We start from the raw sequence: 16,268 nt of genomic DNA, 5'->3' as shown, positions 1-16,268 counted from the left end.
ACGGCATCTGTCGGGGCAAGAAGTTGCAACCCGTTGCAACCGAAAGTTGATGCGCGGTCCGATCTCATGTGTATAGAGGTAGGCTCCTGTTCATAGCTAGGAGCCGTAAGATCACACCCGCATTCAACTACTCGGCAGACATCCGCTCAACGGATCGTGACTGCGAGGCCCTGTTCGCAGGGCTGATCGCGGGACGCGTGAACCCGCGCAGCCTGACCGAGGTAGAGGAGCGCAAGGTGCGGCAGTGGTGCTGGATGCAGGCCAGACGGTCTGCGGAGGGGATCGAGCGGCTGGTCGGACTAGGTCACACCAAGAACGCTCGACGGGAAGCCCGGCGGCACCTCGCGCGACAGGTGGTGCAGGTGAACGCCTTGTTCCAAGCAGCGCGCAAGCGGTGGCCAACTAAGCAGGACATGACGCTCGAGCGCAGAGAGCAGCGGCGCTTGCAACGCCTACAGGCTGTGTTCGATAAGCTGCCGCAGGTGGGGAAGCTGACCCGCGCTGCTAAGGCTCGGCGCTTCTGCATCCGCAAGGACAACGGACGCTGATGGCGTCCTATCACGAAATTCTATTGGGTGGACCTAGCACGGCAGATCATGCTGCGGTCCGCACTCGCACCCTTTGCGAACATCCACGACGCCCAGTTCATGCTCGCGCGTGATGGGTTCCGTCATGGACCGGCGGCTGTTCGCGAAGCTCTCCAACAGGCACTTGCCGAGTGCGGGCCGGAGTACCAGTTCCTGCACTTCGATGTGGCGGACTTCTACGGCTCTATCTCGCACGCTTGGTTGGAGAGGCATCTGGGTATTGATCCGGCTGTTGTCAGGCACCAGGTCCACTTGGGCCAAATGTCTATCAACGTGCCCGGGGAGATGGCCACCGTTTGTGCCACGCACAAAGCAAGCAGAGAGGGGGGCCAGTGGGGTATCCCGCAAGGCTCGGCACTCTCCTGCCTTATTGCCGAGCAGGTGATGGCCGATGTACTCCGCAGCGCCGCTGTCTTCGGGGAACATCGGGCTTTCATCTGGTCGGACAACGTCGGGGTGCTCGTGCCCCGGCATAGGGCAGGGGAGGTCGCAGGTCTTGTCCGTACCGCATTCGCGGATCACGGTGTCAAGCGAACCGAGGATTTGACCCCTTGGGCGAACTGAAGAACTGACCCCCTGTCATTGCGGTGCGGTTGCGGTGTTGTCGAGCGCAGATCCGGCCTTCTGCAGAAGGCCGGATCTGCGCTTTTCGCGAAGTCGGTAGCTGTCCCCGCGGATGGTGATCACGGTGGAGTGGTGGAGCAGGCGATCCAGGATCGCGGTTGCGACGACCGGATCGCCGAACACGCTGCCCCATTCGCCGACCGAACGGTTTGAGGTGATCAGGATCGATCCCTTCTCGTAACGGCGCGATACCAGCTGGAAGAACAGGTGAGCCGCGTCGGCTTCGAACGGCAAGTAGCCGAGTTCATCAATGATCAGCAGTTTCGGCCGGCTCAGCAACGTGAGTTGCTTATCGAGATTCCCGTCCATGTGGGCTTTGGCCAGAAGGGCCACGAGCGTTGCTGCCGTGACGAACTGGACCGAGTAGTTCTGCCGGATCGCCTCACGTCCCAGCGCCACCGCCAAGTGCGTTTTCCCCGTCCCGGGCGGCCCCAGGAACAGCGTCGTGTCACCGTGTGCGATCCAGCGGCACGTCGCCAGTTCCCGGATTTGCCCTGGATCCAGCGAAGGCTGCGCATCGAACTCGAAGCCGTCGAGTTCGCGCACGAAGGGGAACTGGGCGATCTTGCTCGCCATGGAGATCCGCCGTTCATCGCGCCGAGCGATTTCGCGTCCGACCAGGAACGCGAGCGCTTCGCGCAAGGTCATGTCCGAGCGTGCGGCTTCGTCGAGCAGCGTATCCAGCTGATCGCGGATTGCGGTCAGCTTCAGCCGGTCCAGCATGGCGATGAGGGTCTCGTGATCGACTGCCATCACCATGCCCCTCCCGCAACCGCTTCGTATTCGGCGAGCGGCCGCAACAGCGCGGGCGGCGCAGCCGGCGGCATTGTCGCGCGCCCGGGCGCGGCACCGACGAGCCCAGCCAGATGCGCCCGTTCGATAACCCGCTGCCGGCGACCCTCGCATTGGGCATGATCGGCCACGACCTCGCCGGCATGACGGACGATGACGCGACCGCCCAGAACCACGACCTGAACCGTCTCGCCGACGAGACGCCACGGGACCGAGTAGCTGTTGGTGTCGAGGTCGATCGCGCAGTCGGAGCGCACCTTGCGGGCCAGGTCGCGCAGCTGGCCGAACGGTGCGCGTCCGCTGAGCGGACGCAGGGCATTCGCCTCATCGGCAAAGCGCACGATTGGCAGTTCGCCAGTGGTGCCGTGAACGCGCATGTCGGCAACCTCCCGGTTCCATTGATCCAGGTGGGCAACGAACGCGCCCCAGCTCGCGAAGCGGCGGCCTGCGATGGCATTGCGCTTCACATAGCCGACGCCGCGTTCATCCTTGCCCTTCGTTCGGGCTCGATACGGAGCGCACGCCCTTGGACTGAAGCCCCAGTAGCGCGCGAAGGCATGGAGCCGGGTATTGAACCGAACCTCGCGGGTCGCTGCATCATGATGGTCGACCAGGGCTCGCGCATTGTCGAACAAGACCTCGGTCGGCACGCCGCCGAACCGCAGGAACGTGCCCTCCATCCCTTCGAACCAGTCCGCCTGCCGCTCCCGGAGCGAAGGCCGGATATGCATCCGCCGCGAGTAACCCAGCGTCGCCACGAACAGGTGGATCTTGACCCGCTCATCGCCGATCCAGACCCTGGTGTCGCCGAAGTCGATCTGCAGCTGATGCCCAGGGCGAGTCTCGAAGCGCACCGTCGCCTTCTTGTGCGCCCTCAATTCGCGCCGCCAGGGCTGGACCCGCAGCTCGACAGAACGCAGCCCGATCACGATCCCGTGCTCGCTCGCCAACTCCTGGCGGATAACATCGGCATTCCCGTTGTGCCGGAAGAACCGTTCGCGAAGCCAGTCATCCAAGCCGTCAAAGGCCGACTTGCGCGGTGCCTTGGCAAACGGCACGACGCCCCCGGCGCGAAGGTAGCGGCGCACCGTGTTGCGCGCGCAGCCAAATTCCTTCGACAGCCGCTTGGCTCCCCAGCCAAGTTCATGCAACCGCACCATCGCGGCCACCTCGTCCGGTTGAAGCATCTCTTCTCCCTGCACAGCAATCGCCTGTGCCGGGATTTCTGATGTCCCTATCGTCATCTGTCCCTCCTCTTGTCGAACCCAGAGGGGGTCAGTTCTCAGATTCGGAAGGGGGGCAGTTTCTCACTTCGCCTGACACACGGTGCTGGTCCCTTCGACATCGGGAAATTTTCTGCGCACGACGTCACTAAGGAGTTCAAGTTCAACGGCGCGCACTATCGCCTGATCGAAGGCGAGACCCCGCTAGCCTATGTGCCCCGCGAGGTAGCATCGGCTTGGGAAGCCGCCATCGCCAGCCGCCTGAACCACGCCTCGCTGGCGGAAATCGACGATGTCGAGAAGCACATCATGTACAAGAAGTCCGCATGGGCATGGTGGCACGGCTGGTACCTCGTGGAGATCAGGTTGCGACGCAACGTGGAGGCCGCGCGGGAAGCCCTGCTGCGATGGCTTGACCACCAGCCGGGGATTGACAGGTCACCCCGCGCAATAGCGTGACACCGTGTTCTTCGAGATGCCGAAGTGGTCCATGGTCTGGCGAATGCTAGCCTGATTGTCAGAGCGCCACTTCCGAACTGCCGCCGGGTCCGCTGCACGGGGCCGTCCGAGGCTGACCTTGCCGCGATGGGTCCTGCCGGTCTTGGCAAGCGCGTCTCGTGCCGCTGACCGGCCCGCGTCGCACCGTTCCTTGATGCGCTGGCGTTCCATGTCGGCGATCTGGGCGAGGACTGCCACGATCAGTTCTCCGACGCCTCGTCCGATAGGACCAAGCCCTGTCACTTCCAGCACGACGCCTTTTTCGATCAGGTGGCGCACCGTGGCTTGCACGTCGAGCGCGTCGCGCCCCAGCCTGTCGAGTGCGTACACGCTTACCGTGTCCCCCTCGCGCACGTAGGAGAGCAACTGGGCGAAGCCGGGCCTCGATGCTGCGGCGGTCGCACCGCTGACGCCCTCGTCCACGAACTCGCGTTCGAACGGCCCCGCAAGCGCGACCCGCTGCGCCTCGATGCTCTGCCCGCCAGTTGAAACTCGAAAGTATGCGATCCGGCTCACTGACGCCTCCATGCCCCATAAGATACATTCACCTTATGGGGCATCCCCATAAATAGCAATAGATATCTTATGGGTCATGCAAATCCGTACCCGGAGGAATGCCCCAGAAGCTACAAGTTTTGAGCCGCCATGGGACCGGCGCGATGGACGTGTCACGGCCCAAGGACTTGGCGGCTTGGGCGGCGGTCGTCATTGATCCGCTTCCCGCGCCTCATCGCTAAGGGCACCAACAACGATTGACGCGGCGCATGCAGAAAGGAACCATTTCAGGCCTCCCATAGAGAAGGCTTGCAAAAGCCCGAAGGCTACCAGGTGGTACGCCCAGCCAATTAGGCCAATGACGACAACACAGCCCGCAACAAAGCTCACGGTGGCTCTTACGACAGCCAACCGGCGGTTCAAAATTCGTCTTTGTCGAAGCTTGGCACCTTTACGGGCCTGAGAGCTTTGCCGTTCAATCCCCTTCAAGACATCACCGGTCGGCTTACTGATATCGACGCTTGGAGCTGCCTCTATCGTCATTTCACTTTTTGGTGTGGGAATGTCTGCCATGGTTATCGAGCGCACCGACTTGCCGCCGAAATGCGGCAGGGCATGCATTGCCTGCGCTCGCTGTTCACCCGTCATAGATTGAAGGGCCAATGGCGGCGGAGGTTGCGGGGGTGCGATAGGCCGTCTTGATCTCGCAACAGTGGACAAAGGTCGGATAGCAACAGGCTTTGTAGAATTTCCGGATATTCGGCGCCTTACCTCAAGCTGCGCTTGCTCGTCGATATTGACGGGCGTCTGCGCGCCAAATTTATGCACGTAAGGGATTGGAGGCGCCAGGCGCTGAACGTCCTCCAAAACCCAAGGGACCATCCACCGATTTTCGATCGCCATCGCCATTTTCTGCGGAGGTATGCGATGCTTGTGCTCGGACCTACGCAGGCCTGCCTCGTCTAGGCGCTCCAAGCAGTCGGTCATTCGGGCTAGACCCACTATCAGCCCCGACCCCTTGCGGATCAGTGCCACTTCGCCGCGATGGCTCCATGACTTGCCACGCATTTCCCAAGATTTTCGGCCTGCCAGAATTTCGCTGATCCAAGGCTCGTCAATGATAATGCCTTTCAGCGGGGGGAGGGGGAATGCCATAGCGCCGACACGCTTTCCTGAAACCTCGCGAAACGTCGTCCCACTCGCAAGGCTGTCAGCGTAATCGGTCGCGCTAAGCAGGTAAAATCGCACGAACTCCGGTGAGATTTCGGCTTCACAAACCCAGCTCTTGAAACCTTGGTTGGTGCTGACAGGGTTCGCAGCTATCGCACAATATCCGATGGGTGCCCGCGACGAGAAGAGAACGGAACCGGTAGCGGCAGCGGTATCGATCCGCGTCATCTCGGCTAGCTGTTGCTCGTACCCACGTAGTTGTTCTTGGGCTTCACCCAGCCGCGTGCGGTAGCGCTCGATCGCTACCCTCCGGTCGGACGTGTCGAGGCTTTTCCGGATGTCACGCCTGCCCGCGACAGCCCGTAGACGCTGCGGGATCACGACGCGGATGTAGAAGCGTCCATTCTCAGGCCGAACGGTCAGGCCCGGATATTTTGCCATGTCTATGTCGTCCATGCTGTCACACCTAAGTGTCACAGGACGATCTAGAAACCCTCGCAAAACCAAGAACTTGTGGAAATCCAAGCTCTTGATTTGCGCTTGGTGGGCCCGGCAGGATTCGAACCCGCGACCTAGCCGTTATGAGCGGCCAGCTCTAACCGCTGAGCTACAGGCCCCCAGGCGGTTTGGGCCGGTTACCGGCGAGAAGGGGGATTGGCAAGCGGTCAGACTTGCGCGGCGTCCATGATTTCGCGAACGCAGGCCGGCGCAATCGATCTTTGCTCCAGATAGGCGAAGACGCGGCGCCACCAGTCATAGAAGCGGTCGAGGTCTGCTTCGTCGCGAACATAGGGGGTATGTCCGGGGCGCAGCGACGGGCTGTGGAACGAAAACACCAGCAGAGGAAGTCCATCGTCGACGGCGATATCGATCGCCTTGATCGCTTCTTCCGCGTCGATTCCCTCGGGAGTCAGCGAAATGCGTTCCAGCAACCCCAGCCTGGAAAGCACACCGCGCAGTTGCGGCGCACGCCACAGGCGAGGATGAAGCCACCGGCCCTGCTTGCGCAGCGGACCCCAGAAAACGGTCGTCAGCGGCATTTCCATCAGGCCGCCCGCCTTGTCGATCCAGTAGGGATAAAGCGGGTGACCGGTGAAATCCGGGCCACCGCTACCTGAATAGTTGAACAGCGCGCGCACCGAGGTGTCTATGGCGATGGCCGACTGGCCCAGGATTTCCGCCGTCGCGCTTCCCACGCCATAACGCCCGGCGCGATAGATCATCGGAGCGACGCCGAAGGCTTCCTCGATGCTGTCGCGCAGCTTGCGAAACTTCGCGCGCTCAAGGTCAGGCGGCAGGTTGCCGCAAAAGCTGTTGAATTCGTTTACCGCCTCTTCGTGCGGCGGGTTGACCCACGGGTGCAATTGCACGCCCACTTCGGCGCGGCCGGACCGAACTGCGTCGCGCAGCACTTCGGCGGCGACGGGATCGGTCGCCACCGGATAGTCGATCAGATAGACCGGGATGACGCCGAAACCCTCGCAGAACTGCTGGAACTTGGCGATGCGCGGAACATGGTCGAGCCGGTGATTCTCCCGGTCGAACGGCTTGCTCCAGTCGAATTCCTCTTCGGTGTCGACCGTAACCACGAAGCGCTGGCCGAATTCCGGTGCGAACACCACCCTGTCAGTGCGGGACGGCACATCCAGAATGTTCGGCTTGCCCACCGTGTTTCGCCCCCTTCTGCCTTGCGGGAATTCAGGCGGAACGGTGTCCTTGTGTGTCCGGATGGCCGCCATCGCCCCGGGTATCGCTAGGTGCGGCCCCGTTCAGGGTCAATAGCGGTAGCCGCAAGGTGATAAGATTGCCTGAACGTTCGACATCGCCATTTGCGGCCCGCGCTTCTGCTGCGGCCAGGCGCAGCGAAAAGCCCGCACCAAGCAGCGACGCGGGCAGCCCGTCCGGCCCGCGCGTTCCGGGCGAGAAAAGCCGGGCGGTTTCGCGCGAGGCAAGCGATGCAGGCAGCGTTGCGGCGAGGCGCAGCGAGCCGCCTTCCACCACCAGTTCCAGATCGAGGCGTTCGCCCGGCGCGGCTCCGCCCGCGATCACACTGAGCAGGCGCCAGACCAGCTCTTCCAGTTCATGATCGGCAAGCGATACCGGCAGGTTCCCGCTGGCGATCGATTGTGTCAGGCGCACCCCGCGCCGTTCGAACAGGGGTTCGACCTGCGCGATCACGCGGTGGACGACATCCGCCGCGTCGGTATCGCCGGTTTCGCAGGCCATACGTCCGGTTTCCAGTTTGACCAGCCGGTCAACCTCTTCGAAGCCGGCCAGCATCTTCGCCGCATCGCCCGCGATGTGGGCGGCATAGCTGCGATACTGGTGCGATACCGGCCCCATGACCTGCTGGTGGATCAGTTCGGCAAACCCCTGGATCGCGTTGATCGGCGTGCGCAGTTCGTGGAGCATCTGCCGCAGCCGGTCGCCGCTGTCGCGATCGTCGTCGTTGGCGGCAAGCACGGTGTCGCGCGCGGCGCTCGGTTCGGGGCGACGGAGCCGCGCCAGCCAGCCGGTGAACCGGCCTCCCTTGGCGGAAAAGCACGGCACGGCGTCGATCCGCCAAGGGCCGGCGATGGCCGGTGCGCCTTCAAGCTCTATCCGGCCCGCCTCGATCGGCCGGCGTTCGCGAACCGCGGCAAGCGATCTGGTGTCGCAACGGGCAGGCGCGTCGGGATCGGCGGTGAACGGGCGATGCCCGACCAGCATCGGTCCCATCCCGCCTGTCGCGGCGGCAATGGTCCCTTCCGTGTCGAGCGATATGTCGACTGACGTGGCGCGTGCGCGCGAAGCCTCACCCGGAAAGGGCAGGCGAGGGGCTTCGCCCGGCTCGATCTCTATCGCATCGCCATCTTGCGAGGCATCTTCGCGATTGCGGCGGAACGCCTCGATCCGGCGGACGATGGCGCCGATGCCTTCGCGCGGGTCGGGGGCCGGCGCGCGCGGCTGAACCGGCGGACGGACGGGCCGCTCAGGCTCGGCGCTTGCTGGCGGCGGCGCACTCGTTTCCGGAGCGGGGGGAGATGCCTGAACGGTGGGCGATGCCGGGGCGGACGTCTCTGCCGTCGCGACAAATCCCTCCGGTTGGGGCAGCACCGCATCACCAATGCCAAAACGCGCCAGCAGACGTTCGACTTGCGGACCAAGATCGCGCCGGTGGCGAAGGAAGCCGCGCGCCGCAACCGGCAGGCGCGGGATCATGTCCAGCCAGTCGTCCTCGCGCAGGCGCGCGCCGCGCAGCACGGACGAGGCAAGGCGCGACGATTGCCCGGCGAAATATTCGACGATTGCCGGCGAACGCACCGCCGCCGCCTCGACAATGGCGGCCCGTTCGGTTTCGCCCACGTGACGGTGCAGCGATTCGAGCCTGTCGATCGCCGCCCTGCGCACAGGCGTATCGTCGGCGTCCCGCGCGCGACCAAGGATGTCCACAAGCTGGCGAAACTGCGTGCGCGCCGCCGCCGGACCCGTCGCGTTCGTGCGCAAGACAGTATCAAGGCGGTCGTCGATTATCATTCGTGCTCCGGGCGGGGCAGGCCGTCCGGGACGGACGGTTCGTGCAGCGCCAATGCAGGATAGCAAATTGCCGCTTTGCTAACAGCATGACGATTGCACGCGTTGCATTGTGGGACGATTGCGCTAAGACAGAATATTATTATCATGCGCAATCGGTTCGGCGGTGGAATGTTGCTGGCTTTTACACCGATCCGCATCCGGCATTGAATTTCAAGGACATCCCCAAGGGCATGGCAGCACTCGATAACATCGACCGGCGCCTTCTGGCCGAATTGCAGGCGGAAGGCCGCATTACGAACGTTGAACTGGCACAGCGCGTGGGGTTGACCGCTCCGCCGTGCCTGCGCCGTGTCCGTGCGCTTGAGGAAGAAGGCGTGATCCGCGGTTATCACGCCGATCTCGACGCTTCGAAGCTGGGCTTCGCGATTACCGTTTTCGCGCTGGTCAGCCTGAAAAGCCAGGCGGAAGAATCGCTGCGCCAGTTCGAAGAGCACATGGGCACGCTGGCCGAAGTGCGCGAATGTCACATGCTCAATGGCGAAATCGATTTCATCCTGAAGATCGTCAGCCGCGATTTGCAGAGCTTCCAGGAATTCCTGACCAGCAAGCTCACGCCTGCCCCCAACGTGGCAAGTGTGAAGACCAGCCTGACGATCCGCACCGCAAAGCAGGTGCCCGGCGTTCCGCTGGAAGGTTAAGACGCGCGATATGGCCGGGGGCGCCCCGCGCCTCAGGGTTGGCGATAGATCATCAGTGCGGCAAAGGCTGCAAGGCTGATCCCGGCCCATAGCGCGGCTGCGATCAGCCAGCTTGCGGCGTCTCCCCCGCCCATGATCTGCGGTCCAAAAAGAAGCCAGGCCAGTGCCGCCGATCCGATGGCGAGCACGTAGGTAAGATTGCGCGGCGGCGATACGCGCGCGGCCACCTGGACAAGCGCGACCGCGGCGATGGCCCAGACGGCCGCGTTGACGAAACTGCCCGCCGAAAGGCCGTTCAGGCGGAAAGCGCCGGGCAAAAGCACGCCCAGCGCCACCAGCGCGGCCAGTCCCAGGGAACCTTTCGCGCCTGCCAGTTCGCGCAGCTGCTCGCGCCAGCCCACGGTTTACCCGTTCCCCCGCGCCTGTTCATGGTGGCGGATCACCTCGTCGATGATGAAACGCAGGAACTTTTCCGAAAACTCCGGGTCCAGGTGCGCGTCTTCTGCAAGCTTGCGCAGGCGGGCGATCTGGCGTTCCTCTCGCGACGGGTCGGCGGGCGGCAGCTTGTGTTCCGCCTTGTAGGCGCCCACCGCCTGCGTAATGCGGAAGCGTTCGGCAAGGATGTGGATCATCGCCGCATCGATGTTGTCGATCGACTGGCGATAGTTTGCCAGCACCGGATCCTCGCTCATCGCCCTTTGCACCTTTCCGATTTCGCATTGCGGCATTTTGTGTCGCATTCGATCCGCTAACGCGGCGATTGCGACTTGCCAAGCCATGCCTGCCGCGCCTAGCGCTGCGCGTGATGACTGCGACCATCCATTCCCTGCCGCGCAAGGCGGAACCTTCGCTTGAGCCGCTGATGACGCTGGTGGCCGACGGGCTGAACTCGGTGAACACCGTGATCCTTGACCGGATGCAGAGCCGCATCCCGCTGATCCCCGCGCTTGCCGGGCACCTGATCGCGGGCGGCGGAAAGCGGTTGCGCCCGATGCTGACGCTGGCAAGTGCGGCGCTGCTGGAATACGGCGGGAACCGCCACCACAAGCTCGCCGCAACGGTGGAATTCATCCACACCGCTACCCTGCTGCACGACGACGTGGTGGACGGATCGGACATGCGGCGCGGCAAGAAAGCGGCGAACATCATCTTCGGCAATCCTGCGACGGTGCTGGTGGGCGATTTCCTGTTCACCCGCGCTTTCGAGCTGATGGTGGAGGACGGCAGCCTGAAGGTCCTGCGCATCCTGTCGAACGCCAGCTCTGTGATTTCCGAAGGCGAGGTGGACCAGCTTACCGCGCAGCGCCAGATCGAGACGAGCGAGGAGCGCTATCTTTCGATCATCAACGCGAAGACCGCCGCGCTGTTTGCCGCCGCCTGCCGCATCGCCGCCGTGGTAGCCGAACGGCCGGAGGCGGACGAGATGGCGCTCGACGCCTATGGCCGCAACCTGGGCATTGCCTTCCAGCTTGCCGACGACGCGATCGATTACGATTCGGACGCGGCCGAAATGGGCAAGGACCGCGGCGACGATTTTCGCGAAGGCAAGATGACCCTGCCGGTCATCCTTGCCTATGCGCGCGGCGACGCGGAAGAGCGCAAGTTCTGGGAGGCGGCAATCATCGGGCACCGCACCAGCGATGCCGACCTTGATCACGCGATTGCGCTGATCGGCCGCCACGACGCAGTAGAGGCGACGCGCGAACGGGCTCGTCACTATGCGGCGCGCGCTGTCGACGCGATCGCACATTTTCCCAAGAGCGACGCCAAGGCGGCGATGATCGAAGCGGCGCAGTTCGCGGTTGCGCGGCGTTACTGACTGCGGTCTTACCGGTCGGGCGGCGGCTTTTTTCCGTACCGGCGCCACAGCCACCAGCAACTTCCCGCAACGCCGGCGCAGGCGCCCAGCATCGCCGCGCCAACCAGCGCGCCGCTGAACAGGATGCCGGTGGTCAGCGCGAGGATGATATCCAACGTGGTTCTCACCGATGTTGCGCTACCTGGCGGGTGCCTTCGCTGGGCTGAACGGGCAGCGGACATGGCGGCAACAGGGTGGAGGGGGCTTTCCTTACTGCTCCCCTTGTCGCGACGAAAGCAGCCAGCCCATTCGCCCGCTCTTACCAGCGCGCCGTGGGCTTGGATTCGCGATTTGTCCGTTTCATCGCAGCACGCGGAAGTTTGCGGCCAGCGGCGTTTGTCCCGCCTGGCCGATGCAGGTCACGATTGAAACCAGCCCGTCACCATCGCGATAGATCGTGCATTTGCCGCGTCCGTCCAGCATCCGGTCATCAAGCCATACGCGCGATATTGCCATATGGTCGCCTTCCAGCTTGCCATGGAACGCGATCCGCTTGCCCTGTGGCGTGCGTTCATAGGAAATGACGGATTGTCCGTTGCTGCGGCTGATCGAAAGGGCGTCGCAGCGCACAAAGCCGTCGGTCGTGGGAAATTTTTGCACGATCGCCGGATTGTAATCGCAAACGCCTTGGTACCGGATCGGCTGGCCCGCGGTTTCGGCCAAGGCGTACGGCGGTATGCTGGCCATCGGCAGGGCCATCAAGGCAAGCGACAGGCGAATGGTGTTTGTCATGAATGCGCTATACCCTTTTTACTGACCCACGCGCAGGACGGACGCTGCTGTGCGTCGCACAAGTAAACGGCCCGGCGCAATTTGCGTTCCCCTCCGATGGGGCGGGGTAATACTGCCGTGAAAAGTAATTCCTGCCACAATGGGTGAAAAGGCCGACTTTGCGCCGTTTACTGCCGACCATTGGGTGTAGGCGAAGTTTCCTGCCCAAAGTGGATCAAATCGTAGTCAATTTATCTGCTAAAAATTTGAAAATAAATAAGTTTCAGAAAAAACGGAAAGCGCTGCGTTAACCGAAATCAAACCTGCTTCGGCTATTTGCTCGTCTTGAAAATACAGTTGCCTGTCGCGGGAGCAAAGATGGCCCCACGGCTGGCGTCGGGCAAGGTCGCGTGAATGGGATTCTGGGCGAAAAAGACAAAGAGGTTGCAGGATATCGCCGTTGGCGGATCGACAGTCTCGCGAACCGATATCCTTGGCCAGGTCGAAGCGGTGGGGGTCGGCTCGTTCTGGGCGACGGACGAGGAAGGGCGCCTTGTCTACCTGTCGGCGAAGGCGCTCGATGCGCTGGGCGGCGGTGGGGAATCGTTGATCGGCCGTCCGCTGGTGGAAATATTCAGCGAAGTGCAGCAGGCGAACGGCGAAGAGGCGCAGCGCACACTCGGCTTCCAGCTGCGTTCGCATTCGCGCTTCGACAACATGATCGTCCGGGTCGATGTGGCCGGTGACGACGAAACGGGACAGCGGCAGACCCGGTGGTGGCGCGTGTCGGGCAAGCCATACAAGGATGGGAATGACCGGTTCTGCGGCTATCGCGGCAGTTCGATAGATATCACCGCCGAATATGGTCGTCAGCTGGAAGCCGCGCAGCACTCGCAGTTCGATCCGCTGACAGGCCTTGCCAACCGCCGCCGCATGGGAAGCCGCCTTTCGGCGATGCTGACGGCTTGCAAGGGGGCTGGCCGCAGTTGTGCGCTGGTGATGCTCGATCTTGACCGGTTCAAGCAGGTAAATGACACGCTGGGACACCCTGCCGGCGACGAATTGCTGAAGCAGGTGGCGGACCGTTTGAAGACCGTGATCAAGGATCGTGGCGAGATCGGGCGGCTTGGCGGCGACGAGTTCCAGATAATCCTTCCCGATATTGACGACCGCGGCGATCTTACCGGGCTTGCCGGGCGGATCATCCAGATGATTTCGCAGCCTTATTCGATAAACGGCAAGCGTGCGATCGTCGGCACATCAGTGGGCGTCGCGATCGCGCCTTACGACGGGGTGGAAAGCGACGAGCTGAACGCGGCGGCGGACCTTGCGCTTTACGCGGCAAAGGGCAGCGGGCGCGGCCTTTGCCGGTTCTATACCGCCGACTTGCGGGAATCGGCGGAACTGGACAGCCGGATAGAGGAAAACCTGCGCGACGCCTTGGTGAAGGGCGAAATGCGGATGAACTACCAGCCGCTCGTCAGTCCGCACGACCATACGGTGCACGCTTTCGAGGCGCTGATGCGCTGGGAGCCGGAAGACGGCCGGCCGGTTTCGCCTGCCAAATTCATTCCGATTGCCGAGCAGACGGACCTGATCGTGCAACTTGGCGGCTGGGCGCTGAGACAGGCGTGCGAGGATGCCGTGCAATGGCCCACACAGCTGCGCGTTGCCGTGAATGTTTCGGCCAAGCAGTTCATGAACGCCGATTTCCCCAAAGTCGTCGCCGCCGCGCTGGCGGGCAGCGGGTTGGAACCGAACAGGCTGGACCTGGAAATCACCGAAAGCGTCTTCGTGGGGGACGTGGAGGCGGTGGACAAGACCTTCGCCGCGCTGAAGCGGCTGGGCGTCCGCCTGGTGATGGACGATTTCGGCACCGGCTATTCCTCGCTCGGCTACCTCAATCGCGCGCCGTTCGACAAGATCAAGATCGACCAGAGCTTCGTGCACGGTTGCACCGAGGGTGGAACAACCAACCCGGCGATCATTTCCGCCATCGTGGCGCTGGCCAAGGCGCTGGGCATGGAAACGGTGGCCGAGGGTGTGGAAGCGATGGACGAACTGGCGCTTGTGACAGAGCGCGGTGCGGACCTGATCCAGGGCTATATCTATTCACGGCCGTTGACGCACGACGCGATCATGGAACGTTCGGGCACCGAAAACTTCGTGTTTCCGCCCTCCGGGCCGCCGCGTTACCGCGCGGGACGCATGAACTTTTTCCGCAAGATCGGCGTCATTCACGAAGACCATTATTACAAGGCGATGCTGCGCAACCTTTCGCGGACCGGGGCATGGATAGAAGGTCTTGCCGGCGTGCCCGAAGGGACGGACCTGATCCTGGACCTGGGCGGCGGGCAGCTCGCCGTTTCCAAGGTGGTGCGTGCCGCCGAAGCCGCGCAAGGGCTGAAGTTCGAGACTGCCCTGATCGGCGACGGCAACGACGGGCTGATGACCCGCCACCGCGTCTCGCCCTATGCGCTGGCGACCGCCGGAATGCCGCTTGCGGCCCTGCCGGCCGGTTCCTATCCTCTGGCCGAACAGATGAGCGCATCCAGATCTCCGCGAAAGTTCTTCGAGGTGGAAGTCTGACGACATATTCTGTTCCGCTCGCGGCCCGGTGTTAAGGTTTTTGGTTGCAACCGGCTTGACCGCGTGCGCGCCACGCGGCACCCCTCCCGCAAAATCACGAACCTATCGGGAGAATCCGCCATGCAACGTCGCCGTCTGGGCAAATCCGCCATTGTCGTTTCCGACATCTGCATGGGTACGATGACCTTCGGCAGTCAGGTGGACGAAGCAACATCGCTGCGCATCCTCGACCGCTGTTTCGACGAAGGGATCGATTTCTTCGACACGGCAGAGGGCTATCCCGTCCCGCCTGACGCGAAGTGGGTGGGGCGTACAGAGGAAATCGTTGGCAAGTGGCTCAAGACAAAGCCGCGCGATGCGGTGGTGATCGCCACCAAGGTTTCCGGTCCCAGCCACGTGTGGTTCCGCAGCCCCAAGCGTAACGGAATGACCGCGCTCGACCGGCGCAACATTACCGTTGCCGTGGAAGAGAGCCTGCAGAAGCTGGGCACCGATTATATCGACCTTTACCAGACGCACTGGCCCGATCACGGTACCGCCTATGACGAGACGATGGAGGTGCTCGACGAACTGGTGCGCGCGGGCAAGGTGCGCATCCTGGGTTGTTCGAACGAGACGAGCTGGGGGCTGATGAAGTCTATCGCCGCGTCCGAACGGTTGGGCACCGCGCGATACCAGACGATCCAGAACAACTTTTCCATGAACAACCGCCGCTTCGAAGACGAACTGGCGCAGGTCTGCCGCGAAGAGGGCGTAAGCTGCATTCCCTATTCGCCCATCGGCGGCGGGGTGCTGACCGGCAAATATGCCAACGGCGCAAGGCCCGAAGGCGCACGCTTTTCACGCTACCTTGAGCTTGGCGGGCGTCAGGCGGCGATGGCACGGCGCTTCGTCAACGACCGGTCGCTGGCGGCGACGGACCGCTATGCCGAAATCGCGAAGGAAGCGGGGATGAGCCTTGCGACGATGGCGGTCGCCTGGTCGAAGCAGCACGACTTTGTCGCTTCGACCATCGTCGGCGTATCGAAGGAAGAACACGTCGACGATATCCTTGCCGCCGCCGACCTGAAGCTTTCCGACGATGTGATGAAGGCAATCGACAAGGTGTCGAAAGAGATCATGTACCCGATGGGATGACGTTCCGGCGCCCGTTGGTCGGGCCGATGGATCAGGCGGCGCTTTCGCGGCGCCGCCGCAGCCTTCCGGCAAGGTCCAGCTTCTTTGCCGCAAAGGCCGGTACGGCCACGGACAGCGCCACGCCCGCCAGCGAGCAAAAGCCCAGCCATAGCGCCATCATCGTGCCGCCGGCTTCGTACATGCCGTAAAGGATCGGCACGGCCAGCACCACGCCGCGTATTTCGTTCAGCGCAAAGGCGATGATGGCCGACTTCAGGACGGCGTCGAGGATGGTGGACAGGTCCGCGTTCATGCATGGCACCCTCGCAGAAATTGGTTAGCGACTGGTTGATGACGGGAAGAAACTGTCGGAAAGGGCAGCAATGCCCGC

Annotated in this window: 18 protein-coding genes and 1 tRNA gene; 7 read left to right on the top strand and 12 right to left on the bottom strand. The window is 62.9% G+C overall.

The genetic code is table 11. From position 1 onward, the window contains the following. The first annotated feature begins 197 nt into the window (after positions 1-197). Together RXV95_RS12635 and RXV95_RS12630 are read left to right on the top strand one after the other, a co-directional pair. Positions 198-548: a hypothetical protein gene (locus RXV95_RS12635; RefSeq protein ID WP_338466394.1), complete on the top strand. Its 351-nt coding sequence runs from the start codon at positions 198-200 to the stop codon at positions 546-548. A 48-nt stretch (positions 549-596) separates the two neighbouring features. After that, entirely contained in the window at positions 597-1,151 is a 555-nt protein-coding gene (locus RXV95_RS12630) for a hypothetical protein (RefSeq protein WP_338466393.1), read from the top strand. Between the two features lie 15 nt (positions 1,152-1,166). On the opposite strand, the gene istB is transcribed toward RXV95_RS12630, so the two are convergent. Together istB and istA are read right to left on the bottom strand one after the other, a co-directional pair. Next, the gene (gene istB / locus RXV95_RS12625; RefSeq protein ID WP_216313962.1) at positions 1,167-1,967 is read right to left on the bottom strand and encodes an IS21-like element helper ATPase IstB; all 801 of its coding nucleotides are present in this window, start codon (positions 1,965-1,967) and stop codon (positions 1,167-1,169) included. Further along, positions 1,964-3,247, bottom strand: a complete 1,284-nt coding sequence (gene istA / locus RXV95_RS12620; RefSeq protein WP_338466234.1) for an IS21 family transposase — start codon at positions 3,245-3,247, stop codon at positions 1,964-1,966. The genes istB and istA overlap by 4 nt, the downstream gene beginning before the upstream one ends. A 192-nt stretch (positions 3,248-3,439) precedes the next feature. Between istA and RXV95_RS12615 the strand changes: the two genes are divergently transcribed. Next, on the top strand, positions 3,440-3,685 hold the full coding sequence (locus tag RXV95_RS12615; protein ID WP_338466392.1) for a hypothetical protein: 246 nt from the start codon (positions 3,440-3,442) through the stop codon (positions 3,683-3,685). On the opposite strand, the gene RXV95_RS12610 is transcribed toward RXV95_RS12615, so the two are convergent. The 5 genes from RXV95_RS12610 to RXV95_RS12590 form a co-directional block, all read right to left on the bottom strand. Beyond that, positions 3,665-4,240 carry a recombinase family protein gene (locus RXV95_RS12610; RefSeq protein ID WP_338466391.1) on the bottom strand — a complete coding sequence of 192 codons (576 nt, stop codon included), beginning with the start codon at positions 4,238-4,240 and terminating at the stop codon, positions 3,665-3,667. The genes RXV95_RS12615 and RXV95_RS12610 overlap by 21 nt on opposite strands. A gap of 189 nt (positions 4,241-4,429) precedes the next feature. After that, entirely contained in the window at positions 4,430-5,845 is a 1,416-nt protein-coding gene (locus RXV95_RS12605; protein WP_338466390.1) for a DUF6538 domain-containing protein, read from the bottom strand. A gap of 85 nt (positions 5,846-5,930) precedes the next feature. Next, positions 5,931-6,006: transfer RNA gene (locus RXV95_RS12600), tRNA-Ile, on the bottom strand. 48 nt (positions 6,007-6,054) lie between these two features. After that, complete coding sequence (locus tag RXV95_RS12595) at positions 6,055-7,056, bottom strand: polysaccharide deacetylase family protein (protein WP_338466389.1); 1,002 nt, start codon at positions 7,054-7,056, stop codon at positions 6,055-6,057. A 31-nt stretch (positions 7,057-7,087) separates the two neighbouring features. Beyond that, positions 7,088-8,905, bottom strand: a complete 1,818-nt coding sequence (locus RXV95_RS12590; RefSeq protein ID WP_338466388.1) for a histidine kinase dimerization/phospho-acceptor domain-containing protein — start codon at positions 8,903-8,905, stop codon at positions 7,088-7,090. A gap of 230 nt (positions 8,906-9,135) precedes the next feature. Here RXV95_RS12590 and RXV95_RS12585 point away from each other — a divergent pair, with 230 nt between their 5' ends. Next, the gene (locus RXV95_RS12585; RefSeq protein ID WP_338466387.1) at positions 9,136-9,603 is read left to right on the top strand and encodes an Lrp/AsnC family transcriptional regulator; all 468 of its coding nucleotides are present in this window, start codon (positions 9,136-9,138) and stop codon (positions 9,601-9,603) included. A gap of 32 nt (positions 9,604-9,635) precedes the next feature. On the opposite strand, the gene RXV95_RS12580 is transcribed toward RXV95_RS12585, so the two are convergent. Both RXV95_RS12580 and RXV95_RS12575 read right to left on the bottom strand, forming a co-directional pair. Continuing rightward, entirely contained in the window at positions 9,636-10,004 is a 369-nt protein-coding gene (locus RXV95_RS12580) for a hypothetical protein (RefSeq protein ID WP_338466386.1), read from the bottom strand. 3 nt (positions 10,005-10,007) lie between these two features. Further along, positions 10,008-10,295: a chorismate mutase gene (locus RXV95_RS12575; RefSeq protein WP_338466385.1), complete on the bottom strand. Its 288-nt coding sequence runs from the start codon at positions 10,293-10,295 to the stop codon at positions 10,008-10,010. A 113-nt stretch (positions 10,296-10,408) separates the two neighbouring features. On the opposite strand from RXV95_RS12575, the gene RXV95_RS12570 reads away from it, so the two are divergent. Then, complete coding sequence (locus RXV95_RS12570) at positions 10,409-11,422, top strand: polyprenyl synthetase family protein (protein WP_338466384.1); 1,014 nt, start codon at positions 10,409-10,411, stop codon at positions 11,420-11,422. Between the two features lie 8 nt (positions 11,423-11,430). On the opposite strand, the gene RXV95_RS12565 is transcribed toward RXV95_RS12570, so the two are convergent. Both RXV95_RS12565 and RXV95_RS12560 read right to left on the bottom strand, forming a co-directional pair. After that, positions 11,431-11,577 carry a hypothetical protein gene (locus tag RXV95_RS12565; RefSeq protein ID WP_338466383.1) on the bottom strand — a complete coding sequence of 49 codons (147 nt, stop codon included), beginning with the start codon at positions 11,575-11,577 and terminating at the stop codon, positions 11,431-11,433. 184 nt (positions 11,578-11,761) lie between these two features. Further along, on the bottom strand, positions 11,762-12,193 hold the full coding sequence (locus RXV95_RS12560; protein ID WP_338466382.1) for a hypothetical protein: 432 nt from the start codon (positions 12,191-12,193) through the stop codon (positions 11,762-11,764). A gap of 423 nt (positions 12,194-12,616) precedes the next feature. On the opposite strand from RXV95_RS12560, the gene RXV95_RS12555 reads away from it, so the two are divergent. Continuing rightward, positions 12,617-14,761 carry an EAL domain-containing protein gene (locus RXV95_RS12555; RefSeq protein ID WP_338466381.1) on the top strand — a complete coding sequence of 715 codons (2,145 nt, stop codon included), beginning with the start codon at positions 12,617-12,619 and terminating at the stop codon, positions 14,759-14,761. A gap of 120 nt (positions 14,762-14,881) precedes the next feature. After that, positions 14,882-15,898, top strand: coding sequence for an aldo/keto reductase (locus RXV95_RS12550; RefSeq protein WP_338466380.1), 1,017 nt, complete (start codon positions 14,882-14,884; stop codon positions 15,896-15,898). A 31-nt stretch (positions 15,899-15,929) separates the two neighbouring features. On the opposite strand, the gene RXV95_RS12545 is transcribed toward RXV95_RS12550, so the two are convergent. Next, entirely contained in the window at positions 15,930-16,190 is a 261-nt protein-coding gene (locus tag RXV95_RS12545; RefSeq protein WP_338466379.1) for a hypothetical protein, read from the bottom strand. Between the last annotated feature and the right edge of the window lie 78 nt (positions 16,191-16,268).

This window comes from Novosphingobium sp. ZN18A2 (genome assembly GCF_036784765.1).
Taxonomy (GTDB): Bacteria; Pseudomonadota; Alphaproteobacteria; order Sphingomonadales; family Sphingomonadaceae; genus Novosphingobium.
The sequence above is the reverse complement of the archived record's forward strand: the minus strand, read 5'-3'. Positions and strand labels throughout refer to the sequence as shown.